Below are 24,141 nucleotides of genomic sequence, written 5' to 3'. Positions count from 1 at the left end.
CTCGATTCTCACCCTGGAGTGCCCGAGGTGGCTCCGTCAAGGTGATCTCGGGCGAGACGAAGTGCACACGGAGGCGGCCCGATCACCTCCTACAGTGGGTCCGTGGCCGCTCCGACGAGACTTCGCGCAGACGCCTGTCCCGGCGTCGTCGCGACGCACGCCGCCGCCGACGGGACGCTCGCGCGGGTCCGGTTGCCGGGCGGTGCGCTGACCGGCGCGCAAGCGGTTGCGCTGGCCGATGTGGCCGATGACCTGGGCGATGGCAGCGTGCACCTCACGTCGAGGGCGAACCTCCAGCTGCGCGCCGTACGCGATGCCGACGAGCTCGTGGCGCGGCTGTCGGCGGCCGGGTTGCTGCCCTCACCGAGTCACGAGCGGGTGCGCAACATCCTCGGCTCGCCGTTGTCGGGCCGCTCCGGCGGGCTCACCGATGTCCGTCCGCTGGTCGCCGAACTCGACCGCTCGGTGTGCGCGAACGGAGCTCTCGCGGACCTGCCTGGCCGGTTCCTGTTCGCGCTCGACGACGGTCGCGGTGACGTCGCGGGTGAGGGCGCCGACGTGTGCTGGCGAGCGACGTCGGCGGGCGAAGGTGCGGTGCTGCTCGACGGCGCCGACACCGGAGCGCGCGTGCGCGCGGCCGACGTGCCACGGGTCCTCACCGAGCTGGCCGCCGAGTTCGGCCGCGTGCGGGGCCAGGCCTGGCGCGTCCGCGAGGTCGACCCCGCACCCCTGGTGGCCCTCGCGCTGCGCGAGGGCCGCGAGACCGAACCGGAGTCGTCGCCGCTCACCGGACCCGCCGAGGTGGGCAGGCACGGGGAGCACGTCGTGGCCGCGCCGAGGTTCGGCGAACTGCCCGCTTCCGAGCTGAGGGAGCTGGGCGAGCTGGTGGTCACGCCGTGGCGCACCCTCGTCCTGCCGGGCCTGACGAGCCTGCCCGCCGGAACCTCGCTGGTCACCGACCCCGCCGACCCGACGCTCGGAGTGAGCGCGTGCATCGGCAGGCCCGGCTGTGCCAAGTCCCGCGCCGACGTCCGCGCCGACGCGCGCGTGATCGCCTCACCGGGAGTGCGCGCGCACGTCTCGGGCTGCGAGCGCCGCTGCGGCCGACCGCGTGGCGCCCACCTCGACGTCGTCGCCGTGGACGAGGACGGCTACGTCGTGGACGGAACACCCGTCGCCCGGGCAGGGCTCGCGGCGAAACTGAAAGGACGCCAGTGATCGACTACATCCGGGACGGGGCGGAGATCTACCGCCACTCGTTCGCCACGATCCGCGACGAGGCCGATCTCGCGATCCTGCCCGACGACATCGCCGGCGTGGCCGTGCGGATGATCCACACCTGCGGGATGGTCGATCTGGTCGACGACCTCGCTTACACGCTCGAGGTGGTGGAGGCGGGCAGGGCCGCGCTCGAGGCGGGCGCGCCGATCCTGTGCGACGCCACCATGATCGCCAGCGGCATCACCCGCAAGCGGTTGCCCGCCGCCAACGAGGTCGTATGCACGCTGACCGATGAGCGCGTGCCCTCGCTCGCCGAGCGCCTCGGCACCACGCGCTCGGCCGCCGCGCTGGAGCTGTGGCGTGACCGGCTGCCCGGCTCCGTCGTGGCCATCGGCAACGCGCCGACCGCCCTGTTCCGCCTGCTGGAGCTGCTCGACGAGGGCGTTGGCGCCCCGGCCGCGATCATCGGCGTGCCGGTGGGCTTCGTCGGCGCCGTCGAGTCCAAGCAACTGCTGGTGGACCGCGCGCCCGCGCCGTACCTGGTGGTACGCGGGCGCCGGGGCGGCAGTGCCCTCGCCGTCGGCGCCGTCAACGCGATCGCCTCGCGGGAGGAAGTGTGAGCACCGGCGTGCTGTACGGCGTCGGACTCGGTCCCGGCGACCCGGAGCTGCTCACCGTGCGCGCCGCGCGGCTCGTCGGCGAGGCCGACGTGATCGCCTACCACTGCGCGCGCCACGGACGCAGCATCGCGCGCTCGGTCGCCGAGCCGTACCTGCGTGAGGGCCAGCTCGAGGAGCGCCTCATGTATCCGGTGACCACCGAGGCCACGAACCACCCCGGCGGCTACGAGGGCGCCATCAGGGAGTTCTACGAGCTGTCGGCCAAGCGGCTCGCCGAGCACCTCGACGCCGGGCGTGACGTAGTGGTGCTGTGCGAGGGCGACCCGTTCTTCTACGGCTCCTACATGTACATGCACGAGCGGCTCGCCGACCGCTACGAGGCGCACGTCGTGCCGGGCGTGACCTCGGTGAGCGCGGCCGCCGCCGAGCTGGGCAGGCCACTGGTGCAGCGCGACGAAGTGCTGACGCTGCTGCCCGGCACGCTGCCCGCGCCGGAACTGGCCCGCAGGCTGGCCGACACCGAAGCCGCCGCGGTGCTGAAGCTGGGCCGCACCTTCGGCGCTGTCCGTGACGCGCTGGCGGAGTCCGGCAGGCTCGACGAAGCGTTCTACGTCGAGCGCGCGACGTGGCAGGCGCAGCGCGTGGAGCCGTTCGCGGACGTCGATCCCGAATCGGTGCCGTACTTCTCGGTCGCCGTGGTGCCGAGCCCCGCCTACGCGTCGCGCCGCTCAGGGGAGCCCGAGGCCGAACCGCGCCCTGCCGGTGAGACACCCGGCGGCGAGGTCGTGGTGGTGGGCCTGGGGCCCGCGGGCCCCGAGTGGCTCACGCCCGAGGCGGAGCGGGCGCTCGTCGAGGCCGAGCACGTGGTCGGTTACGGGCCGTACGTGGCGAAGGTGCCGCAGCGAGCGGGTCAGCGCAGGCACGCGTCGGGCAACCGCGTCGAGGCCGAGCGCGCCGTGGAGGCGCTCGAACTGGCCGCGGCCGGGGCGAGGGTCGCGGTGGTGTCGTCGGGTGATCCCGGTGTGTTCGCGATGGCCTCGGCGGTGCTGGAACAGGCCGAGCGGCCGGAGTGGGCCGGGGTGTCGGTGCGGGTGCTGCCGGGGGTCACGGCCGCGCAGGCCGCGGCGTCGCGAGTGGGCGCCCCGCTGGGGCACGACTACTGCGTGCTGTCGCTGTCGGACCGGCTCAAGCCGTGGGAGGTCATCGAGCGCAGGCTGGACGCGGCCGGTGCCGCGGATCTGGCGGTGGCGATCTACAACCCGGCTTCCCGCAGCCGCACGACGCAGCTCGGCCTGGCCCGCGACGTGCTGTTGCGCCACCGGGCATCCGAGACGCCGGTGGTGATCGCGCGCGACGTCGGCGGGGCCGAGGAGTCGGTGCGCGTGGAGACGCTCGCCGAGTTCGACCCGGCGACCGTCGACATGCGGTGCCTGTTGCTCATCGGGTCCTCGCGCACGCGGGTGCGCGAGCAGCCCGACGGCTCGCGCCTCGTCTGGACCCCGCGCCGCTACGACTAGCGCGTGGGCTGCTCCCCGTCGGGTTGTTGCGGTCCGGGGCCGGGGGACCACCAGCCGGGGCGGACCGCTTCGCCGCGCACGATCGTGGGCGCCGCGCCCTCGGTGAAGGGCTCGACCTGTTCGAGCGTGCCCCACGGCTGGCCCTCGCCAGCACGCAGATAGCTCGGAACCTCGGGCTGCGCGGCGAGCTCGTCGAGGATGCCGTTGGGGCCGCCCGCCGGGCTCTCGGCCCACTGGCCTTCGGTGGCGAGCGAGCTCGCGGTGATGTGGTAGGCGGGCACGTCGACGATGCCGTCGCGCACCTTCACGGGGTTGAGGCACGGGAACACGAACGACGTGGGCCAGTCCATGTAGACGGGCTGGTCGCCGACGCGGTCGGTGAGCGTGGTGAACGTCGGCAGGCGCGGGGCGGTGACGGCCACCCAGCCGTCCTCGGTGAGGTCGTCGTCGGTGGCCGTGACGCGCACCATCCGCGCGTCCTCGGGCACCTGGGCGAGGTCGAACCGGACGTCGACCCAGCCGCCGGTGCCGCCGCCGGGCAGCAGCACCGGCAGGCTGTCCACGACCTCGATGCCGTCCGGCGACCGGGCGCCGAACTCGACGTCGGCCGAGGTGGCCTTGCCCGGCGGGGAGAACACGGCGACCACCACCTGGCCGCCCTCGGGCCGGGAGCCGAGGCCGGACCAGCTGGTGCGCAGCCGTCCGGTGGGGTTGGCGGTCTCGTTGTAGCTGCTCCACATCGGCACGGTGCTGGGGGTGAACCCGTGCGGTGGATCGGAGAGCGGGTCGCCGGTGCCGAGTGGCCGGGTGTGGAACCCGGCCTGGGTGGGGCCGGTGCCCTCGGCTGCGCTGGGCAGTCCGCCGGGCTCGCGGTCGCGGTCGCGTTCGGCGGTGCGCTGCTGGTTCGCGGGCAGCGGGGTGAGCACGCTGGCCACGGGGTCGCGTTCCACCATCACGTCGTCGGCGAGGCCGCAGCTGTGCCCGACGAGGTGCTCGATGTTGTCGGCGCCGAGGCTGTAGCTGTCGCGTTGTTTGTGGATCGCCTTGGCCATGCTGCCGAACTCGGCCGTGGCGACGAGCCCGCACACCACGACGAACGCGAGCGACCCGCGCCACAGTGCGCGCCCGCGCCGTTCCGGGAGGTGTGGCGGGAACCCGGGGCTCTGCGCGCGGATGTTCTCGAGGAACGCGACGATCGCGGCCACCACGGCGACCAGCAGGAGCAAAGTGGACAGTCGGACGCCGAAGAGCTGGGGTGGCATGTTCCACCACGGCACCCCCATCCGCGACACGTACCAGTAGGCGTTGGGTCCGGTGGCGGCGAGCGCGGCCACCACGAGCAGCCCGGACAGGAACGCCGCGCGGTTGCGTTTGGACCGCAGCACCGACGAGCTGGTGGCCAGCGCTGTCAGTGCGGCCATGGCCGCGCCGACGGCGGCGAACGCGCCGAAGTGGTGGGTCCACTTGGTGGGGGTCAGCGCCATCAGCACGAAGAACACCGCGACGGTGCCGATGAGCCGCCGGCTGGGGCCGAGCGCGGCGCCGGGGATCCGGCCGCGCCGCAGCAGCACGACGAGGCACGTGCCGACGCACAGCAGGAGCAGCAGCACGGGGAAGCGGCGCGAGGCCGAGCCGTCGACGGTGTCGCTGAACAGCTGCTGGTAGCGCAGGAGTTCCTGGAACCACGACAGGCTGGGGCCGACCTCGTTGCGCAGGCGCGTCGCCTCGGCGACCGTGGCGTAGGTCTGGTCGGCGAACACCACGAAGAGCACGAGCGTGCCCGAGGCGATGATCGGCGCCAGCACCCAGGTCCAGCCCGCTTCGCGCGCTCGTTGCCGCAGCAGGTGGAACAGTGGCCGGGCCGCGACGAGGAACGGGGCGACGGCGAGCAGGCCGGTCGGGGTGGCGGCGAGGGTGAACGCGGCGGTGAGCACGCCGAGGCACACGGGCAACAGCCGCCGGGTCACGAGTGCGCGTTCCACGGCGCAGATCGCCAGCAGCGAGCCGACTGCGGCGACCGGTTCGGGCCGCGTGCCGTTGTTGTACGGCATCCACCAGACGAGGAACACGACGGCGGCGGCCCAGCCCGCCGCGCGGCTGGAGCGCACGGCCTTGCCGAGGCGCGGCATGACCTCCCTGCTGATCAGCATCCAGCTGAGGACGCCCAGCAGGAACGAGGGCAGCCGGATCCACGGGGCGACGACGCTGACGTGCGCCATGGCCTGGTAGACGTGGTAGAACCAGCCGAACGGAGCTTCCGCGACGCCGAACCACCGGTGGTAGTTGGCGAGGAATCCGGCCTCTTCGGTGACTCTGGCCATCGAGAGTATGTAGCCGTCGTCGGACGTGACGGGGCCGATGAACACCCACGCGCCGAGCGCGCCGATCACGGTGACGTCGCGGCCGGTGAGCCGCCACCAGCCGACGGGAGCCCAGCGTGGCGCGCGCCGCGCGTAGCCGCGGTCGAGCCGGTTCACCGCGACGAGACAGCCGATGAACGCGACGACCCCGAGCACCCACACGCCGGTTTTCAACGCGGTCGGCGACGACTGGTAGCGCGTGTCCGGGGTGATGGAGACGGCCAGTCCGTCGATCGGGTCCTGGTCGCCGTCGATGGTGGTGTAGACGCCGATGATGCGCGGGCGGACGTCGCCGTCCTGCTGGAAGACGGTGGTGCCGCCCACCGACAGCGACGTGCCGAGCGCGTCGGAGTCGAAGCGGACGGCGCAGCCCGTGGGCGGCAGTGGTTGGCGGACGACCTGTTCGCCGCGGTTGTAGGCCGTGAGGACACCGTCGTCGACGCGCAGCTGCATTCCGGCTCCGTTGCCGAGCCGCGCGGCGGGCACGGTGGACAGGAGCAGCGCGTCGCCCGCGGTGCGGTCGTCGACGGAGTGCACTGTCCGGCAAGGAATTTCCATCCGGAGGTCCTGTGCCCAGTATCCCGACAGGGGTGCGTTGACCTGTGTGGTGTCACCTCCGGCAGGCCACACGATGCGTGCGGTGTCCTGGACGACGGGCAGGAACGGCGAGGCGAGGGCGCAGGCGACGGCCACGAGCCCGAGTGCGAACGCCAGCCTGCGCCACAGGCGAGTCCCGTTCGCCGGGCTCGTCGCGGTATCGGCAGGGAATTCCGGTTCCCTGCCGGGTTTTTCGGTGGGCGCTCGGGAGGCTGGCCGCATCGAACTTCACGCTAGCGGCAAGCGGGTGGTTTTCTCGACTCAGCTCGTCATTCGTTCGAGCGTCCATTCCAGAGCCTGCTCGACGCGGGCGACCGTGGGCACCGGCGGGCGCGGGGGCCTGCGCACCACCACGACGGGAATGCCGTGTGCTCGGGCGGCGACGAGCTTGCCCTCGGTCATGGTTCCGCCACTGTCCTTGGTGACGAGTACCTCGATCCGGTGCGCGCGCAGCAGGGCGAGTTCGTCCTCGGCGCGGTAGGGGCCACGGCTGAGCAAGACCTCGATGCGGGGCGGCAGCGGTGGTTCCGGCGGGTCGACGCAGCGCGCGAGGAACCACAGGTCGGTGAGTCCGGCGAACGCGGCGAGGCCCTGACGGCCGCTGGTGAGGAAGACGCGGGAACCGAGGGAGGGCACCAGTTCCGCCGCGCTGTCGAGGGTGTCGGTCCAGTGCCAGTCGTCGCCGGGCGCGGGTTCCCAGCCGGGGCGTTGCAGCCGCAGCAGCGGAACACCCGCTCGCGCCGTGCCGGTGGCGGCTGAGGCGCCGATGCGTTCCGCGAACGGGTGGGTCGCGTCGACCACGGCGGTGATCCGGTTCTCGGCGAGCCAGCGGGCGAGCCCGTCCGGCCCGCCGAAGCCGCCGACGCGGACCTCCCCCTCGGGCAGCGCGGGGCGTGCGACGCGGCCCGCCAGCGACGAGACGACGGGCACGTCGCGCGCCACGAGCCCGGCCGCGAGCGCCCGTGCCTCGGAGGTGCCGCCGAGGATCAACACGCGCGCAGCGATACTGCCCTTACTTCCCATGGAGTAGATGGTGACTGAACTTCGTTACGGCTGGACCACCGGCGCGTGCGCGACCGCCGCGACCACGGCGGCGTGCACGGCGCTGCTGACCGGCGAGTTCCCCGACCCGGTCGAGGTGCTGCTGCCGAAGGGCAGGCGCCCCGCGTTCGCGCTCGCCACCGAGGAGCTGGGGCCGGACTCGGCCACGGCCGGTGTGCTCAAGGACGCCGGGGACGATCCGGACGTCACGCACGGCGCGCTGATCGTGTCGACGGTGCGGCGGGGCGAGCCGGGCAGCGGCGTCACGTTCCGCGCGGGGCCAGGCGTCGGCACGGTGACCCTGCCCGGGTTGCCGCTGGCGGTCGGCGAGCCCGCGATCAACCCGGTGCCGAGGCGGTTGATGACCGAGGCGGTCGAGCGGGTGTGCGCGGAGCACGGCGACAGCGGTGACAGCACGGATTTCGTGGTGGAGATCTCGATCCCGCACGGCGAGGACATGGCGCGGCACACGTGGAACCCGCGCCTCGGCATCCTCGGCGGGCTCTCGGTGCTGGGCACGACGGGCGTGGTGGTGCCGTATTCGTGCTCGGCGTGGATCGACAGCATCCGGCGCGGGGTCGACGTCGCGAGGGCGCTGGGCCACGAGCACGTCGCGGGCGCGGTGGGCAGCACGTCGGAGCGCGTGGTGGCCGAGCTGTACGGGCTGCCGGAGACGGCGTTGCTCGACATGGGCGACTTCGCGGGCGCGGTGCTGAAGTACCTGCGCCGCAACCCGGTGCCGCGGCTGACGGTGGCGGGCGGGTTCGCCAAGCTCTCCAAGCTCGCGGCGGGCTACCTCGACCTGCATTCCAAGCGCTCGCAGGTGGATCTGGGCCTGCTCGCGGAGCTCGCCGAGGGTGCGGGGCACGCCGCGCTCGCCGGGCCGATCCGCGAAGCCAACACGGCGTTGCACGCGCTGGAGCTCGCGCACGCCGAGGGGCTCGCGCTGGGTGAGCTGGTGGCGGAGCGGGCGCGGGAGGTCGCCGCCGGGGTCCTCGGTGACGCGCCGGTGGCGGTGGACATCGTGGCGATCGACCGCGCGGGGACGATCGTGGGCCGGGCTCAGCCGCGGGGGCGATCCGTCGAGTAGAGGAAGCTGTCGGGAAAGCTCTCGGCGGCCAGCACCTTGCCGACGAAGATCATCGCGGCGCGGGTGATCCCGGCCTCGCGCACCTGGGCGACGATGTCGCCGAGCGTGCCGCGCAGCACCTGCTCGTCCTCCTGGCTGGCCCTGGCGACCACGGCGACGGGGCAGTCGGCGCCGTAGCCGGGCAGCAGCTCCTCCACCACCTGCTCGATGCGGTTGACGGCGAGGTGCAGGGCGAGTGTCGCGCCGCTCGCGCCGAGCGTGGCCAGGTCCTCGCCCTCGGGCATCGACGTCGAGCGGGCCTGCGCGCGCGTGATGACCAGGCTCTGGGCGACGGTCGGCACGGTGAGTTCCCTGCCGAGTACGGCGGCCGCGGCGGCGAACGCGGGCACGCCGGGAGTCACGTCGTAGGGCACGCCCGCGGCGTCGAGACGGCGCATCTGTTCGGCGACGGCGCTGTAGACCGCCGGGTCGCCCGAGCACAGCCGGGCGACGTCGTGGCCGGCCTCGTGCGCGGCCACGAGCTCGGCGGTGATGTCGTCGAGCGTGAGGTCGGCGGTGTCCACGAGAGTGGCGCCGGGCGGGCAGTGGGCGAGCAGGTCGGTGGGGGTGAGGCTGCCGGGGTAGAGGCACACGCCGCAGCGGCCGAGCAGTTCCTGCCCGCGCACGGTGATGAGGTCGGCTGCGCCCGGTCCGGCGCCGATGAAGTGCACTGTCACTGCTTGCTCACGCTCCACTGGGTCACGGTCCTGGCCGGCGTCCAGCCGGTGAGGCCGCCGAGCGGGGCCGCGTGCTCGACGGACATTCGGGTGAGTTCGCCCCCGTACTCGGCGTAGGCGCGCGCGAGGGCCTGTTCGGCGTCGAGGGTCACGCCGTTGGCGACGAGCCTGCCGCCCGCTCGCAGCGCCGCCCAGCACGCGGTGAGCACGCCGGGGACGCTGACCCCGCCGCCGACGAACACGGCGTCGGGCCGGGTCAGTTCCGCGAGCGCGCCGGGTGCTTTCGCGGTGACCACGCGGAGGTCGGGTACGCCGAGGCGCTGGGCGTTGCGGCCGATCCTGGCGGCCCGCTCGGGGTGGGACTCGACGGCGATCGCGCGGTTCGCGGGATGGGTTCTCGACCATTCGATCGCGATGCTGCCCGCGCCCGCTCCGACGTCCCACAGCAGCTCGCCCGGCGCGGGGGCGAGGCGGGCGAGGCTGCTGGCGCGCACGTCGCGTTTGGTGAGCTGGCCGTCGTGGTCGAACTCGTCGTCGGCGAGTCCGGCGAGCAGCGGTGGTGGCGTTCTCCCTGCGCTCTCGACGGCGAGCACGTTGAGAGGCGCGACGTCGGTGTGTGCCCAGTCCCGCGCGGTGCCGTCGAGGCGGCGTTCGACGGGGGAGCCGAGTTCCTCCAGCACGGTGAGCGCGCTCGGCCCGTAGCCGGCGTCGGTGAGGATCGCCGCGACGAGGCCGGGCGTGGTGGCGTCGGAGCTGAGCACGAGCACCCGGCGGCTGGCCGCGATGGCGCGCAACACGCGGTGCGGGTCGCGGGCGACGGCGCTGAGGACCTCGGTCTCCTCGGCGGACCAGCCGAGCCGGGCGCGCGCGAGCGTGGCGGAGGAGACGGTGGGCAGCACGCGGACGCGGTCGGCACCGAGCCTGCGCACGAGCGTGGTGCCGATGCCGGAGAGCAGCGGGTCGCCGCTGGCCAGCACACCGATGCGGCGGCCGTCGTGTTCGTGCAGCAGCCCGTCGAGTGCGGGCAGCAGCGGGCTCGGCCACGGCACCTTCGTGGCGCGGCCGTCCGGCACGAGATCGAGCTGGCGCCGGGAGCCGAAGAGCACGTCACAGCGGTCGAGTTCGGCGCGGGCCGACTCGGCCAGCCCGGGCAGGCCGTCGGCCCCGATCCCCACTACGACGAGTGTCACAACGGGCAACCGTAGCCGCTGTCCTCGCCGGGGCAGGGGTGTGCTTCGTCATTGTGGACCCCTGCCGAGGCGGGTGGCTGTGCGATGATCGGGCCCGCGGCCGTTCGTGGAACCCGGTGTGAATCCGGGGCGGTCCCGCCACTGTGACCGGCTGGAAACGGCTGGGAGTCAGAGCTTCGGCGGCCGCATGTGGAGCTGACGAGACGTGGGCGAGGACACCCACCCGTAGCGAGGGAGCCTGGATGCGGCCGTACCCGTTCACCGCTGTTGTCGGCATGGCGGAGCTGCGGCTCGCGCTGGTGCTCTCGGCGATCTCACCCGCGATCGGCGGAGTGCTGGTGCGTGGCGAGAAGGGCACCGCGAAGTCGACGATGGTGCGCGCGCTCGCGGGGCTGCTGCCGGGCGTGGACGTGGTGGAGAGCTGCCGGTTCTCGTGTGCGCCCGCCGCCCCGGACCCGGCGTGTCCCGACGGTCCGCACGCCGAGGGCGCAGCCGCTCGGCGCAGGCCCGCGAAGCTCGTGGAGCTGCCCGTCGGCGCGGCCGAGGACCGTGTGGTGGGCTCGCTCGACCTGGAGCGCGCGCTGGCCGACGGCGTCACCGACTACCAGCCCGGCCTGCTCGCGGGCGCGCATCGTGGCCTGCTCTACGTCGACGAGGTGAACCTGCTCCACGACCACCTCGTGGACACGCTGCTGGACGCGGCGGCGATGGGCCGGGTGACGGTGGAGCGCGAGGGTGTCTCGGTGTCGCACGCCGCGCGGTTCGTGCTGATCGGCACGATGAACCCGGAGGAGGGCGAGCTGCGCCCGCAGCTGCTCGACCGCTTCGGGCTGACCGTCGAGGTCGCGTCCAGCCGCGAGCCCGCGCAGCGCGTGGAGGTGGTGCGCAGGCGGCTGGCCTACGAGGCGGCTCCCGGCGACTTCGCCGAGGGCTACGCCGAGGCCGAGGCGGCGCTGGCTGCCGATATCGAGGCGGCGCAGCGGCTACTGTCCGCGGTGTCGCTGTCCGACGACGCGCTGGTGCAGATCGCGGAGGTGTGCGCCGCGTTCGAGGTCGACGGGATGCGCGCCGACATCGTCACAGCCCGCACGGCCGCCGCGCACGCCGCGTGGTGCGGCCGCGACGAGGTGACCACCGACGACATCCGGGTGGCGGCGCGGCTCGCCTTGCCGCACCGGCGCAGGCGCAACCCGTTCGACGCCCCCGGCATCGACGAGGAGCAGCTGGAGCAGACGCTGCGGGATTCGGAGCCACCGGAGCAGGGGCCACCGGACGGTCCCGAGGGCGGGCCCGACGATCCCGACGACGGACCCGAGGGTCCGGACGACGGTCCCGGTTCGGGTGGCGAGCCCGAGCCCTCCGACTCGGACGGCCCGCCCGCCAACGGGCAGCCGGGCTCGGGCGAGCGGCAGGTGGGCGCCGGAAGTCCTTACCGCGCAAGGCTGTTCACCGTTGACGGCACCGGGGCGGGCGCGCACGGCCGCCGGTCCCGTGCGGTGACCGACAGCGGCCGCACGGTCGGCGTGCGCCCCGCCGGTGTGCGGGAGGGCGGCCCGCACCTGCTCGCGACGGTGCGCGCGGCGGCACCGCATCAGCGGGCGCGCGGCAGGTCCGGTGCGGGCCTGGTGGTGCGCGCGCACGACGTCCGGTATGCGGTGCGCGAGGGCAAGGAGGGCAACCTCGTGCTGTTCTGCGTGGACGCGTCGGGCTCGATGGGCGCGCGCTCGCGGATTCGTGAGGTGAAGTCGGCGGTGCTGTCGCTGCTGCTGGATGCCTACCAGCGGCGCGACAAGGTCGGGCTGGTGACGTTCCGGGCGAGCTCCGCCGAGGTCGCGTTGCCGCCGACGATCAGTGTCGACGCGGCGGCGTCGCGGCTGGAGGCGTTGCCGACGGGCGGCCGGACGCCGCTCGCGGAGGGACTGGTGCGGGCGGCGGAGGTGCTGCGTGTGGAGGCGTTGCGGGATCCGCGCAGGCGGCCGTTGCTGGTCGTCGTCACCGACGGCAGGGCCACGAGCGGGTCCGACGCGGTGGCCCGTGCTCGCACCGCGGCGGGGCTGCTGGCCGGTTCGGGTGTGACGAGCGTGGTGCTGGACTGCGAGAGCGGCCGCATGCGGCTCGGGCTCGGCGTGGAGCTGGCGGCGCACCTCGGCGCGGAGCACGTGGCGCTGGGCGATGTCGCGGCCGAGGCGCTCACGCGCGAGGTGAAGCGGAGGGCCGCCTGATGCCGAAGGGACAACCCGAGGCCGTTCCGAACGACGGGCTGACCACGCGCCAGCGCCGCAACCGGCCGATCCTGGCCGTCCACACGGGACCGATGAAGGGCAAGTCGACGGCCGCGTTCGGCATGGCGCTGCGGGCGTGGAACCAGGGCTGGTCGATCGGGGTGTTCCAGTTCGTCAAGTCCGCGAAGTGGCGGGTCGGCGAGGAGGCCGCGTTCCGGGCGCTCGGCGAGAGCGGCCAGGGCGGGCCTGTCGAGTGGCACAAGATGGGCGAGGGCTGGAGCTGGTCGCGCAAGCAGGGCTCCGAGGAGGACCACGCCGAGAACGCGCGTGAGGGCTGGGCCGAGCTCAAGCGCCGCTTCGCCGACGAGCGGCACGACTTCTACGTGCTCGACGAGTTCACGTATCCGCTGCACTGGGGCTGGATCGACGTCGACGACGTGGTGTCGACGTTGCGGGAGCGCCCTGGCCGTCAGCACGTGGTGATCACCGGCCGCAACGCGCCCGAGGCGCTGCTGGAGGCGGCGGATCTCGTGGCGGAGATGAGCAAGGTCAAGCATCCGATGGACGCGGGCCAAAAGGGTCAGCGGGGCATCGAGTGGTAGCGCGCGTCGTCATCGCGGCGCCGGGTTCGGGACACGGGAAGACGACGGTCGCGACCGGGCTCATGGCGGCGTTGCGCGCGCGGGGCACGGCGGTGTCGGGGCACAAGGTGGGTCCCGACTTCATCGATCCCAGCTACCACGCGCTGGCGACGGGGACGCCGCCGCGCAACCTCGATCCGTTCCTGCAGGGAGAGCAGCGGGTGGTTCCGTTGCTGCTGCACGGTTCGCGGGCCGCGGAGATCGCGGTGATCGAGGGCGTGATGGGCCTGTTCGACGGCGCGCTCGGCACGGAGGGCTACGCGTCGACGGCGCACGTGGCTCGGTTGGTGGACGCGCCGGTGGTGCTGGTGGTGGACGCGAGCGCGGCGAGCCGCAGTGTCGCCGCGACGGTGCTGGGGTTCGCGCGCTACGACCCGAGGCTCGAGCTGGCCGGGGTGATCTTGAACAAGCTGGGCTCGCAGCGGCACGAGGACGAGATCGTGTCCGCGCTGGAGCCGACGGGCATCCCGGTGCTCGGTGCGTTGCGCCGCAGCGACGACATCCACGCGCCGAGCAGGCACCTCGGGCTGGTGCCGGCGGCGGAGCGGGCGCCGGAGTCTCGGGAGCTGTTGCCGAAGCTGGCGGAGTGGATCGCGGGGGGTGTCGATCTCGACGCGGTGGTGCGGGTGGCCAGGCGGGCGCCGGCGTTGAGCGGGGCGCCGTGGTCGCCGGAGGGTGAGCACACCGGCCCGCGCGCGGTGGTGGCCGCGGCGGCGGGCGAGGCGTTCACGTTCCGCTACACGGAGACCGCGGAGCTGCTGGCCGCGCACGGCGTGGACGTGGTGGACGTGGATCCGTTGCGGGACAAGGCGTTGCCGGAGGGCTGTGCCGGGCTCTACTTCGGCGGCGGGTTTCCCGAGGTGCATGCGGAGGAGCTGTCGGCCAACGCGCCACTGCGGGAGGAGCTGGGGGCCGCGCTGCGCCGGGGGATGCCCGTGGTCGCCGAGTGCGCGGGCCTGCTGTACCTGTGCCGTGAGCTGGACGGGCTGCCGATGGTGGGTGCGCTCGACGCGACGGCGCGGATGACGCGGCGCGGCGCGCTCGGCTACCGGAGGGCGACGGCGACGAACGACAACGTGCTGGCCGGAACCGGGCAGCGGGTGACGGGCCACGAGTTCCACCGCACGATGGTGGAGCCGCGCAGCGGGGACTCGGCCGCGTGGGAGTGGAACGGTGAGCCCGAGGGCTTCGCCTCGTCCACGCTGCACGCGTCGTACCTGCACGTGCACTGGGCCGGTCATCCCGGGCTGGCGAGCCGGTTCGCCGAGGCGGTCCATCGTGGACGGTGACTACGACCTGCTGCACCACGGCGACCGCGAGGTGGGTGAGGGCCTGGTCGACCTGGCGGTGAACGTCCGCCTGCCCGAACCGCCGGAGTGGCTGCGGCAGGAGCTGGCCGCGTGCCTGAGCGGGCTCGCGGCGTATCCCGATGTGGGCTGTGCGATCGAGGCGATCGCGGCGCGGCACGGCCGCGAGGCCGCCGACGTGCTGCCGACGGCGGGGGCGGCGGAGGCGTTCACGTTGCTGGCCACCGCGGCCGGGGCACGCCGGGTGGCCGTGGTGCATCCGCAGTTCACCGAGCCGGAGGCGGCGGTGCGGGCGGCGGGGCTGCCGGTGCACCGGGTGCTGCTGGACGCGGCCGACGGGTTCACGCTGAAGCCGGACGCCGTGCCCGCCGAGGCGGACCTGGTGTTCGTGGGCAACCCGACCAACCCGACGTCGGTGCTGCACCCGGCGGAGACGCTGCGGCGGCTGTGCGCGCCGGGCCGGTTGCTGGTGGTCGACGAGGCGTTCCTCGACGCGGTGCCGGGTGAGCCGGAAAGCCTGGCCGCGCACCGGCTTCCCGGGGTGGCGGTGATCCGCAGCCTCACCAAGACGTGGGGGATCGCGGGGTTGCGGGCGGGTTATGTGCTCGCGGAGCCGGACGTGATCGCGCGGCTGCGGGCGGTGCAGCCGCCGTGGTCGGTGTCGACGCCCGCGGCGGTGGCGATGGTGGCGTGCAGCGGCGCTCGGGCGCTGGCCGAGGCCGAGGAGCTGGCGCGAGTGGCCGAGCGTGATCTCGGGACGCTCGTGGCCGGGTTGCGCCGGCTCGGTGTCGAGGTGGCGGGCACGCCGAGGGCGCCGTTCGTGCTGGTGCGCATCCCCGGTGCGGCCCGGGTGCGGGAGTCGTTGCGGGAGGCCGGGTACGCGGTGCGGCGTGGGGACACGTTCCCCGGCCTGGACGGGGACTGGCTCCGCATCGCGGTGCGCAGCGAGCTGTCCGGGTTCCTCGCGGCACTGCGCGAGCACGTGGGGTAGTCACCTACTCCACCCGATCGTGGTGTCGAACATGTGTTCGAACACGCGCTACCGTTGCTCCATGACCACTGCACTTCCCCCACGCTTCGTCGCACGGTTCTTCGCAGGGCGTCTCGCGCGGCCCGGCTCAGGTGCTCAGCACCAGCCACGCGGTCGTCGTCGCCGTCTCCACACACGCGCCGAGCACGTCGCCCGTGATCCCGCCCAGTCGGCGCACGCACCGCGCCAGCAGCACTCCGGCGATCGCGCACGCGCCGAGCACCGCGGCCGGTCCCTGCCACCACGGCAGTCCTGGCGCAAGAGCGGACAGCCCGGCCACCACGAGGAGTCCCGCGCAGGCCCAGGGAATCGAGGCGGTGCCCGCCACGGCGTCGCCCAGCCCGCCGGGCCGGGCGGATGGAATGCCGCGCGCGCAGCAGAGCGGCAGCATCGCGCGCCCGGCGAGCACGCCGAGCACCACGGCGGCGGGTCCGTGTCCGGCGGCGACGGCGCCCGCCAGCGCCGCGCACTGTACGAGGAGCACGAGGACGAGGGTCGCGATGCCCGCGGGCCCGGAGTCGCCGCGCCGCATGATCTCCAGCGCTCGTTCGCGGTGCGCGGTGCGCGCGTCCGCGGTAGGGGCGAGCGCGGCTTTGGCGGCGGCGGCGAGGCCGTCGGCGGTGTCGGTGAGTCCGTCGAGATGCAGACCTCGGGTGCCGAGTGCGACGGCGCCGATGGCGAGTGCGGCGGTGACCAGTGCGGGCAGTCCGGTGAGGTCGCCGAGCAGCACCACACCGAGTGCGAGGGCCGCCAGTGGAATCGCCGCGACGGGTGCCAGCAGCATGGCGGTCCCCGCCACCCGCCGGTCGACGGCGCGGGGGGCGGGCACCGGCAGTGCCGTCAGCGTGCCCGCCGCCATCCGGAGCGCGTCACGCAAGGTCGGCGAGCCGCCCCATCTCGGCGAGCACCGCCCTGGCCCCGCGCAGCACGGGCACGGCCTGGACCGCGCCGCTGCCTTCGCCGAGGCGCAGGCCGAGGTCGAGGATCGGGTCGAGCCCGAGCGCCTTGAGCGCGTAGGACTGGGACGGTTCGGTCGAGCGGTGCCCGGCGAGCCACCACTGGGCGGCCTCGGGGGCGATCTCGCGGGCGACCAGTGCGGCGGCACCGGAGAAGACGCCGTCGAGTAGCACCGGTACGCCGCGGACGGCGGCCTGCACGAGGAACCCGGTGGTCGCGGCGGCGCAGGCGCTGCCGACCGCGGTGAGCAGGTCGAGGGGATCGTGTACGCGCTCGCCCGCGCGGGAGAGTGCTGCCTCGATCACGGCGACCTTGTGGGCCCTGCCCGCGTCGTCGACGCCGGTGCCGGCTCCCACCACGTCGGGCACGGGCAGGCCGAGCACGGCGGCCACCAGCGCGGCGGCGATGGTGGTGTTGCCGATGCCCATGTCGCCGGGGATGAGCAGGTCCGCGCCCGCGTCGATCTCGTCGTCGGCGATGGATCGTCCGGCGGCGAAGGCGCGAGCGGCCTCGCCGGGGGCGAGCGCGTCGGTGACGTCGATGCGGCCGGAGCCGCGCCTGATCTTGTGGGCGCGCACGGCGGCGGGCACGTCGTCGAGGTCGGCGTCCACGGCGATGTCGAGCACGCGAACGCTGGCGCCGTTCTGGGCGGCGAGCACGTTGACACCGCTGTCGCCGGACAGGAAGACGCGCACCATCGCGGCGGTGATCTCGCGCGGGTAGGCCGACACGGTGGCCACGAGATCGACAGCGTCCTCGACGTCCTCGGCGTCGACAGCGTCGCCGGGAACCGCAGGGGGAGTGGGGGAGGGGGTGGGGAGGGAGACACCGTGGTCGCCGGCGAAGACGACCACGCGAACGTCGTCGAGGGGGCGGGGCGGCACGGTGCCGTGTGCGGCGCACAGCCAGGCCGCGAGGTCCTCGAGCCTGCCGAGTGCGCCGAGTGGTTTCACCAGGCCGTCGAGGTGCTCGCGTGCGAGCGTGCGGGCGGTCTCGTCGAGCGCGGGGATGGCCGGGATCTCGGGGGCGGTCGTCGCCGGGTCGGTCAGCGGGTCAGTCACCGGGTCGTCTCCTATCTCAGGTCCAGTACCCGTCCCGCGACGACGAGTCGTACGTCGTCGGAGTGGGCGGCGACGGCGGTGTTGAGCGCGCCGAGGACGTCGCGGAAGATCCGGCCGGACGGGGTCGGGGGCACGACGCCGCTGCCGACCTCGTTGCTCACGGCGACAACGGGCACGGTGGTGGACTGCCAGATGTCGACGAAGGCCTGCAGGCGTTCGTCGAGCCGGGCCTCCCAGCCGTCCTGCTGGTCCCAGGCGCCGACCTCGTCGAGGACGCGGCTGGCCCAGGTGCCGAGGCAGTCGATGAGCACGGGTGAGCGCGCGTCCCGCAGGGCGCTCGCGAGATCCGAGGTCTCCACGGTCCGCCACGACACCGGTCTGCGCGCGCGGTGCGCGGCGACCCGAGCGGCCCATTCGGGGTCCTCGTCGCTCGGGGGCAGACCCGCGGCGATGTAGACGACGTGGGGGTGGCGGGTCATGAGCTGTTCCGCGTGCCGGGACTTGCCCGATCGGACGCCGCCCAGGATGAGGGTCCTGCCGGTGCCCTGCACGCGACGGCCGTAGCGGCGCAGCGCCGCCGCGCCCGACTCCAGTCGCCCGGCCACCGCGTCGGTGAGCCGCCGCCTCGGATCGTTCATCATGGTCGGCATTCTTGCCCACGGGCTAGGGTTCGCGCTGTGGTCCGTTCCCAACACGTAATCGCGGCCGGGATCGTCGCAGGTTATGCGGCTGACACGATTTTCGGTGATCCTCGCCGCGGGCACCCGGTGGCCCTCTTCGGCAGCGGAGCGGACCGGCTCGAAAAGTACATGTGGGCGAATTCCCGTCGAAGCGGACTGGCGTACGCAAGCGCGTGCGTGGGGGCCGCGGCGGGTGTGGGGGCGCTGGCGCAAGCGCTGACGAGGCGCAGTCCGGCGGCCCGGTTCGCGGTCACGGCGGCCGCGACGTGGGCGGTACTCGGGGGCCGTGGGCTCGCGGAGGAGGGCGAGCAGATGGCCCGCCTGCTCGACGCCGGTGACCTGCCCGCCGCCAGGGCCCGGCTGGCCCACTTGTGCGGGCGCGACGCGACCGCGCTCGACTCCACGGGGCTGGCGAGGGCGGCGACCGAGTCGATCGCGGAGAACACGTCGGACGCGGTGGTCGCGCCGCTGGTGTGGGGTGGTCTCGCGGGCATTCCCGGGCTGCTCGGTTACCGCGCGCTGAACACACTCGACGCGATGGTGGGGCACCGCTCGCCCCGGCACGAGCGCTTCGGCTGGGCGGCGGCCCGCGCCGACGACGTCGCCAACCTGGTGCCCTCGCGGCTCAGCGCGGCGGCCGCGGTGGCGGCGGCTCCGCTCGTGGGTGGCCGTCCCGCGCGGGCGTTGCGCGCGTGGCGCCGCGACGCGGCCCGGCACCCGAGCCCGAACGCGGGCCCGGTCGAAGCCGCGTTCGCGGGTGCGCTCGGCGTCCGGCTCGGCGGCACCAACAGCTACGGCGGCCGCACCGAGAACCGGGGCGCGCTCGGCGACGGACCCGCGCCGGACGCCGTCGACCTGCGCCGCTCGGTGCGACTGTCGCGCCTGGTCGGCGTGGCCGCGCTCGGATGCGCGGCCGCACTCGCGGCGTGCCGCTGAGTTGCCGGTGTCGGGTGGCGTGCTGTTGCCCGGCGTCGGTTGCGGGTTCTTGGGTGAGTGGTGCGGGTGGCCGGTCGCTGACCGGTGGGTGTGGCCCCGATGGTGACTGATCACGCGCGACTGGTGGCCGCGCTGGCGGTGTGCCGCTGAGTTGCGTGCGCCGCGCGGGGCACGGCCGGTCCTCGCCGGTCGGTGCGGTTGCGGTGACGAGCGCCGGTCTCTGTCCGGCACCGACCCGGCTCCGCCGCGACCGACGCGGTCGGCACCCACCAGGGCGCTCCCGGCGGCTATCTCCGACCCGCCTGCGCCGCAGGGGCCGGAGCCGACGCCGAGGGGCGCAGCACGCGCTCGGCCAGTGCGCCGAACACCAGTCCCACCGTCGTCCACAGGACGAGCTGCGTCGCCAGCGACGCCGTACGGAACGTCCACAGCGTCGAACCAGGGAAGCCGTCCGGTACCTCGTCGATCACGGGCATCAGTGCCGCGGCCACGGCCACCACCACGACGTAGCCGCCCGCGGCGGCCAGGCCCGCCCACCACGCGCCCAGCCGGTCGGCCAGCGCTCGGCCCGCGGTCACCGCGATCAGCGCCGTGGCCAGCGACAGCGCCACGACAGCGAAGTACAGGCCCGTGCGGTCTCCGATCGTCCCGCTCTGGCCGACCGCGGGCGGGTTCGCCGGGTACTTCAGGAAGGGCACCAGTACCACGACCACGAACGCACCCGCCGCGAGTAGCGCCGCGGTCACACGCGGTCGCAACGAGCCCACCCTGCCGTAGCCGAACGCGAACGTGATCGCGAACAGCCCGCCTACGGCGAGACCGTACGCGCCGACGCCGGTGAACAGGCCGATCGTGCTCTGCACGCCTCTGCTGACAAGCGCCTCCTCGGCGCCGTGCGAGTGGCCGGGCTCCTCGCCGCCGTGGTCGTGCGCGGCCGTTCCGGCTTCCTCGATCCCGATCGCGGCGTCGACGGAAGGCTCGCCGAAGACGTACGCGAACGCCGTGGCGAGCACACCGGCGATCAGGCCCGCGAGCAACCCGCGGACCAGCAAGGTCCTCATCATCGTCGCCTGCCGTCAGTGACAGGGGAAGGCAAGAAGGTGTCGGCCGTCGTGCACGAACTCATGCAGCAGACCATTGCTGGAGAACAATTCCACGGCGCCGGATTCCGTGCTCACGAAGAACAGGACCAGCAACGCGAGGATTCCGGCGAAAACGGCCCACGGGACGATTTCCCGTAGCGGGATCTGGACCGGAACGGGATTCGGAACAGCAACGCTCGCCTGCGACATAGGAGACCTCCTCGGGCTTGCACGCGGCCCTGTAGGAAACGGTGCGACGGCGGAGGGTCTGACTCCCGGGCGTACCCGGTCACAGTGGCGCGACCGTGCCGGAATCTCACCGGCTTCCGCCCGCCGTCGCGCAGCCCACCGAGATTAAGTTCGGCGGCTCATCCGTGTCAACGTGATGTGAACCGAACCGAAGCGGTCACAGATTCCGCAGAAAAGCCAGCGAGGGCATGAAGAAATACTCTCCGCCCCGCATCGTCACCGCCTGTGGCGCCGGATCCGCCGGAGTTGTCCCGTTCCGTCCCCATCCGGGCGCATACGTTGTCTCTGGTCTCGGTCCCTGACCGATCACGAGGTCGAGTCCCGGTGACTTCGTGCCGGCCGGAACCCGGGGGAAGTCCGTGTTGTTCGCCCACACCTGCTGCGTGAACTCGAACTGGTCGCCCAGATCGGAGTTGAACGCCATGAACAACAGTCCCACGCCGCCCACCGGGCGGGCCGCGATCGGCAGGTCGCCGTTCGGGTCGTCGGCACGCTCGCCGTAGGTCTGGCCCCTGCGTGCCATCAGGTGCCCGTGTTCCCTCGCCGGGTCCTCGAAGCCGCCCGAGCCTCGCGGGTTGGTCTTGCGGATGTGGGCGTGGAACGGGCACTTCCGGCCGAGTTCGTCGCTACCGTAGCCGAAGTCGTTGGCGACCGGGCTGTGGCAGCCATGCGCGCTGTTCGACGTCAGCGGTGTGCCGTCCTCGAACCGGCCGACCAGCATGGCGCCCGCGCGGTCGCGGTCGCGCCCGGTGAGTCCCAGCGCGTCCGCGAGGTCCGACTCCGCCTGCTTGAACCGCCGCACGTTCTGCTCCAGCTTGCGGAACACGAAGTAGCTTCCGAAGTGGACGGACGGGTCGGGCGCGGCGGGATCGGCCACCAGCACCTGACCCAGCGGCGCCGAGGGGTCCCAGGCGGTGGTGCCGTCGGTGGTGAGCTTCTCGGCCTCGATGTCCTCGGTCAGGAACAGCGGCTGGCTGCGGCCGTCGACGTAGCCGAAGTGCTCGATGCCCTCACCCGACGCGTTCACCCTGGACAGTCCGGTTTCCTCGCCCAGCACCGTGATCGTGTCGGTGACGAGGTCGAGTACCGCGTTGCGCGTTCTGGACAGCGCCGCGTCGGTGGCGGCGCCGACGAGCACCACGGCGTCGATGCCCTCGCGGTAGGGCACGTCCCAGCTCGACCGGGGCGGGTCGCCGAGCCTGTCCTTGGTGACCGGGTCGCGCATGCCCTGCCGGAACGACGTGTCGGCGGGCACTGTGGTGATGCCCAGCGCCTCGTAACCGGTGTTGCTGAGCCCGACACCGAGGTACGGCGTGCCGCCGGTGCCCGCCGCCTTGAACGCCTCGATCTCCTCAAGGTGGGACTTCGCCGACTTCATCGACCCGGCGAGCGCCCTGAGGAATCCGCGTCCCTCGGCGGCGTCGCCGAACCGGACGAAGAGGACGGACAGGTGATCGCGAACGTGGGCCTTCACGATGTTGGGCTGCAGCTCGTCGAGCAGAGCGGCATCGTCGCCCTGCGCGGTCTTCCATGACAACGGCCTGGTCAGTTCCACGGGCACGGCGGGGATCCTCCACTGGCGCGGTGTGCCGGGACTCCCCCAGAGCGCGAACGCCACGCCTCAACGCACAGTCGCGCCGGGACCGACCCGCGTGCGCAGGGCCGGGTGTTTTCACCCGGATGTCGCAAGCCGCCCCTGGCTCAGCGCGCGGTGAGGAACTGGTTCGGTTTGAGCGCCCTCGCCACGATCCTGGTGTCGCCGAGCCAGCCGTAGAAACCCTGGCCGAAGTCGCCGGCGGACTGCGTGCCGCCGAGCGCGAACGGCTTGCCCAGCGTGGTGATGCCGCGCGAGCGCTCCGCCGCGTTGCGGGCGATGCGCGAACCGTCCACGTAGAGCACGGTCTGCCTGCCGTCGTTGACCACGGCCAGGTGCATCCACCTGCCGGTCGGCAGCGCGTGGCTCCACGACGTCGGGTCCGAGTCGAGGTTCTGCGGGTACACGACGAACTGGAGGAACCGTTCGCTGGTGACGTTGAGGCTGCAGGGCGCGTCGTCCTCGGAGTAGCCGCCGGTCTTGCCCGCCTCGCCGATCCTGCCCTCCCAACTGAAGATCCCCATCCAGGCGTGGTCGCCCTCGAAGGGCTCGGGCAGCTTGAGGAACGTCTCGATGGTGTAGCCGCGGTCGAAGGTCATGCTGTTGAGCGGTGCGTCGCGCTCCGAGCGCAGCACGGCGCCCCGGTTGGGTTCCTTCCCGCCATCGAAGCGCAGGCTCGCGTGGGCCGGCGCGGTGTCGTGGTGTTCGGCCGACCACGTGAGCACCTCGGGCGCGCTGCTGTGCAGGCGTTGCACGGCCAGGTCGTTGCCGTTGCCGCTGAGGTCGCGCGCCACCGTTCCCGGCGCGATGAGGCCGCCGTCGGTGCCCGCGGCGGGCAGCCCCGAGGTGTCGAAGCGCCAGTACGCCACGGTGTCGCGCACGAGCACGTCCGCGGCCGGGCGCGAGGGCGGCACTACCGGAGGCGCGAACGACGCGAACCGCTCGTCGAAGTCGATCTCCACGCTGAACCGCTCGCCGGGGTCGGTCAGCTCCATGTGCTCGGCCTCGAGCGGCGTGCGGTCGCGTTCCTTCTTCTCCAGCAGCCACGGCGAGTACGTCGTGACGTCGATCATCCCGCGCACCAGGTCGAACGAGTACAGGCGGATCATGCCCGCGCCGCCGTAGTAGCGGTCCTGGTAGTTCGCGATGTGCAGGTGCACCGCGTTGCCGTGGTCGTTGGTCAGCGTCGTGCGCCCGGTCGGCCAGTAGTGCCCGCCCAGGGCCAGAAAGATCTGGTCGTTGGCTCGGATCAGCCCGTCCCACAACCGCTGGCCGTGCGCCGAGAGCTGCGCACCGCCGTCCTCCTCGCCCCACACGAGGTCGTGGGTGGTGAGGATCGCGGGCAGCGTCGGGTGCTGGTCGAGCACGCCCTGCGCCCAGCGGATGCTCGCGTCGGACACGCGCCAGTCGAGCGCGAGCAGCAGCCAGCGACGGCCACCTCCGGAGAGCACGTGAAACGTGTTGTAGCCGCTCGGCGAGGCCCCGCCGTAGGTGTCCATGCGCGCGAACCGGCGCGGGCCGAACGTGCGCAGGTAGGGCGTGTCGCCACGGTCGTCGTCGTTGCCGCTGACGTCGTGGTTGCCGCCGAGCACGCTGTAGGGCAGCCTGCCGTGGATCGCGTCGAAGGCGCGGTCGGCCGTGCGCAGCTCGGCCTCGGTGCCGTGCTCGGTGACATCGCCGAGGTGGGCGAGGAAGACGATGTTGGCGTCCTCGCGCGAGCGCGTCACGTGGCGCAGCGCGGCCCGCACGGGCTCCGGGTCCGATCCACCCTCGTCGATCAGGTACTGCGTGTCGGGCAGCACCGCGAGCGAGAAGCGGGGCGCGGTCGGGTCGACGGAGCCGCCACGGCCCGCGGCCACGGCGGGCGCGGCGCCCAGCGACGCGGTGGCCGCGATGGCGACCGGGGTGCCCACGGCCGCCTGCAGCAGCCTGCGGCGGGACACATCGGAGTTTCCGGAACAAGCAGTCACGTCGCCAGCTTCGTGAGCTTCGCTGGCGTGGTGGTGACGCGGGACGGAACACAGCGTCAC

The 24,141-nt window shown here is 73.3% G+C and carries 20 protein-coding genes and 2 riboswitches; of the genes, 9 read left to right on the top strand and 11 right to left on the bottom strand.

What is annotated here, in order from left to right; all coding sequences use genetic code 11:
• Nucleotides 1-102 precede the first annotated feature (102 nt).
• Genes JHE00_RS21640 through JHE00_RS21630 form a run of 3 tightly spaced genes read left to right on the top strand, consistent with a single transcriptional unit; the run spans nucleotide 103 to nucleotide 3,358 of the window.
• A complete protein-coding gene (locus JHE00_RS21640) occupies nucleotides 103-1,218 on the top strand; it encodes a ferredoxin-like domain-containing protein (protein ID WP_200320947.1) in 1,116 nt (371 codons plus the stop codon).
• Complete coding sequence (locus JHE00_RS21635) at nucleotides 1,215-1,841, top strand: precorrin-8X methylmutase (protein ID WP_200320945.1); 627 nt, start codon at nucleotides 1,215-1,217, stop codon at nucleotides 1,839-1,841. The genes JHE00_RS21640 and JHE00_RS21635 overlap by 4 nt, the downstream gene beginning before the upstream one ends.
• Nucleotides 1,838-3,358, top strand: coding sequence for a precorrin-2 C(20)-methyltransferase (locus tag JHE00_RS21630; RefSeq protein ID WP_200320943.1), 1,521 nt, complete (start codon nucleotides 1,838-1,840; stop codon nucleotides 3,356-3,358). Before JHE00_RS21635 ends, JHE00_RS21630 begins: the two co-directional genes overlap by 4 nt.
• Here JHE00_RS21630 and JHE00_RS21625 read toward each other — a convergent pair.
• Together JHE00_RS21625 and JHE00_RS21620 are read right to left on the bottom strand one after the other, a co-directional pair.
• Nucleotides 3,355-6,537 (bottom strand): arabinosyltransferase domain-containing protein, encoded by a 3,183-nt coding sequence (locus tag JHE00_RS21625; RefSeq protein WP_200320941.1) that lies wholly within the window; start codon nucleotides 6,535-6,537, stop codon nucleotides 3,355-3,357. The genes JHE00_RS21630 and JHE00_RS21625 overlap by 4 nt on opposite strands.
• Before the next feature lie 39 nt (nucleotides 6,538-6,576).
• Entirely contained in the window at nucleotides 6,577-7,338 is a 762-nt protein-coding gene (locus JHE00_RS21620) for a cobalt-precorrin-6A reductase (protein WP_200320939.1), read from the bottom strand.
• Between the two features lie 10 nt (nucleotides 7,339-7,348).
• Here JHE00_RS21620 and JHE00_RS21615 point away from each other — a divergent pair, with 10 nt between their 5' ends.
• Complete coding sequence (locus JHE00_RS21615) at nucleotides 7,349-8,446, top strand: cobalt-precorrin-5B (C(1))-methyltransferase (protein WP_307832050.1); 1,098 nt, start codon at nucleotides 7,349-7,351, stop codon at nucleotides 8,444-8,446.
• Here JHE00_RS21615 and cobM read toward each other — a convergent pair.
• Together cobM and cbiE are read right to left on the bottom strand one after the other, a co-directional pair.
• Nucleotides 8,419-9,162, bottom strand: a complete 744-nt coding sequence (cobM, locus tag JHE00_RS21610) for a precorrin-4 C(11)-methyltransferase (protein ID WP_200320935.1) — start codon at nucleotides 9,160-9,162, stop codon at nucleotides 8,419-8,421. The two genes, JHE00_RS21615 and cobM, sit on opposite strands and share 28 nt — an antisense overlap.
• On the bottom strand, nucleotides 9,159-10,352 hold the full coding sequence (gene cbiE, locus JHE00_RS21605; RefSeq protein ID WP_307832049.1) for a precorrin-6y C5,15-methyltransferase (decarboxylating) subunit CbiE: 1,194 nt from the start codon (nucleotides 10,350-10,352) through the stop codon (nucleotides 9,159-9,161). Before cbiE ends, cobM begins: the two co-directional genes overlap by 4 nt.
• A 108-nt stretch (nucleotides 10,353-10,460) precedes the next feature.
• Nucleotides 10,461-10,571: riboswitch (cobalamin riboswitch) on the top strand.
• Between the two features lie 23 nt (nucleotides 10,572-10,594).
• Here cbiE and JHE00_RS21600 point away from each other — a divergent pair.
• The 4 genes from JHE00_RS21600 to cobC are packed head-to-tail and all read left to right on the top strand — an operon-like array spanning nucleotide 10,595 to nucleotide 15,513.
• Nucleotides 10,595-12,574 carry a putative cobaltochelatase gene (locus JHE00_RS21600; RefSeq protein WP_200320933.1) on the top strand — a complete coding sequence of 660 codons (1,980 nt, stop codon included), beginning with the start codon at nucleotides 10,595-10,597 and terminating at the stop codon, nucleotides 12,572-12,574.
• Entirely contained in the window at nucleotides 12,574-13,176 is a 603-nt protein-coding gene (gene cobO / locus JHE00_RS21595) for a cob(I)yrinic acid a,c-diamide adenosyltransferase (protein ID WP_200320931.1), read from the top strand. The genes JHE00_RS21600 and cobO overlap by 1 nt, the downstream gene beginning before the upstream one ends.
• Nucleotides 13,170-14,504, top strand: a complete 1,335-nt coding sequence (locus tag JHE00_RS21590) for a cobyrinic acid a,c-diamide synthase CobB (protein WP_200320929.1) — start codon at nucleotides 13,170-13,172, stop codon at nucleotides 14,502-14,504. The genes cobO and JHE00_RS21590 overlap by 7 nt, the downstream gene beginning before the upstream one ends.
• Nucleotides 14,494-15,513, top strand: coding sequence for an Rv2231c family histidinol phosphate aminotransferase CobC (gene cobC, locus JHE00_RS21585; RefSeq protein ID WP_307832048.1), 1,020 nt, complete (start codon nucleotides 14,494-14,496; stop codon nucleotides 15,511-15,513). The genes JHE00_RS21590 and cobC overlap by 11 nt, the downstream gene beginning before the upstream one ends.
• A gap of 127 nt (nucleotides 15,514-15,640) precedes the next feature.
• On the opposite strand, the gene JHE00_RS21580 is transcribed toward cobC, so the two are convergent.
• The 3 genes from JHE00_RS21580 to JHE00_RS21570 are packed head-to-tail and all read right to left on the bottom strand — an operon-like array spanning nucleotide 15,641 to nucleotide 18,211.
• A complete protein-coding gene (locus JHE00_RS21580; protein ID WP_230424694.1) occupies nucleotides 15,641-16,429 on the bottom strand; it encodes an adenosylcobinamide-GDP ribazoletransferase in 789 nt (262 codons plus the stop codon).
• Nucleotides 16,422-17,528: a nicotinate-nucleotide--dimethylbenzimidazole phosphoribosyltransferase gene (locus tag JHE00_RS21575; protein WP_372440489.1), complete on the bottom strand. Its 1,107-nt coding sequence runs from the start codon at nucleotides 17,526-17,528 to the stop codon at nucleotides 16,422-16,424. The genes JHE00_RS21580 and JHE00_RS21575 overlap by 8 nt, the downstream gene beginning before the upstream one ends.
• 53 nt (nucleotides 17,529-17,581) lie before the next feature.
• Nucleotides 17,582-18,211, bottom strand: a complete 630-nt coding sequence (locus tag JHE00_RS21570; protein ID WP_200320927.1) for a bifunctional adenosylcobinamide kinase/adenosylcobinamide-phosphate guanylyltransferase — start codon at nucleotides 18,209-18,211, stop codon at nucleotides 17,582-17,584.
• A 36-nt stretch (nucleotides 18,212-18,247) separates the two neighbouring features.
• On the opposite strand from JHE00_RS21570, the gene JHE00_RS21565 reads away from it, so the two are divergent.
• Nucleotides 18,248-19,186, top strand: coding sequence for a cobalamin biosynthesis protein (locus JHE00_RS21565; RefSeq protein WP_200320925.1), 939 nt, complete (start codon nucleotides 18,248-18,250; stop codon nucleotides 19,184-19,186).
• Nucleotides 19,187-19,473: 287 nt separating this feature from the next.
• Here the strand turns inward: JHE00_RS21565 and JHE00_RS21560 are convergent, their stop codons facing one another.
• From JHE00_RS21560 to JHE00_RS21545, 4 genes are all read right to left on the bottom strand, one after another.
• Entirely contained in the window at nucleotides 19,474-20,250 is a 777-nt protein-coding gene (locus JHE00_RS21560) for a CbtA family protein (protein ID WP_200320923.1), read from the bottom strand.
• Nucleotides 20,251-20,262: 12 nt separating this feature from the next.
• Nucleotides 20,263-20,478, bottom strand: coding sequence for a CbtB domain-containing protein (locus JHE00_RS21555; RefSeq protein WP_200320921.1), 216 nt, complete (start codon nucleotides 20,476-20,478; stop codon nucleotides 20,263-20,265).
• Nucleotides 20,479-20,521: 43 nt separating this feature from the next.
• Nucleotides 20,522-20,608, bottom strand: a riboswitch (adenosylcobalamin (AdoCbl) riboswitch).
• A gap of 66 nt (nucleotides 20,609-20,674) precedes the next feature.
• On the bottom strand, nucleotides 20,675-22,078 hold the full coding sequence (locus tag JHE00_RS21550; protein ID WP_200320919.1) for a Dyp-type peroxidase: 1,404 nt from the start codon (nucleotides 22,076-22,078) through the stop codon (nucleotides 20,675-20,677).
• A 140-nt stretch (nucleotides 22,079-22,218) separates the two neighbouring features.
• Nucleotides 22,219-24,081 carry a LamG-like jellyroll fold domain-containing protein gene (locus JHE00_RS21545; protein ID WP_307832047.1) on the bottom strand — a complete coding sequence of 621 codons (1,863 nt, stop codon included), beginning with the start codon at nucleotides 24,079-24,081 and terminating at the stop codon, nucleotides 22,219-22,221.
• Nucleotides 24,082-24,141 lie beyond the last annotated feature (60 nt).

Origin of the sequence: Prauserella cavernicola (genome assembly GCF_016595675.1) — a bacterium.
Classification (GTDB): domain Bacteria; phylum Actinomycetota; class Actinomycetes; order Mycobacteriales; family Pseudonocardiaceae; genus Prauserella_A; species Prauserella_A cavernicola.
The sequence above is the reverse complement of the archived record's forward strand: the minus strand, read 5'-3'. Positions and strand labels throughout refer to the sequence as shown.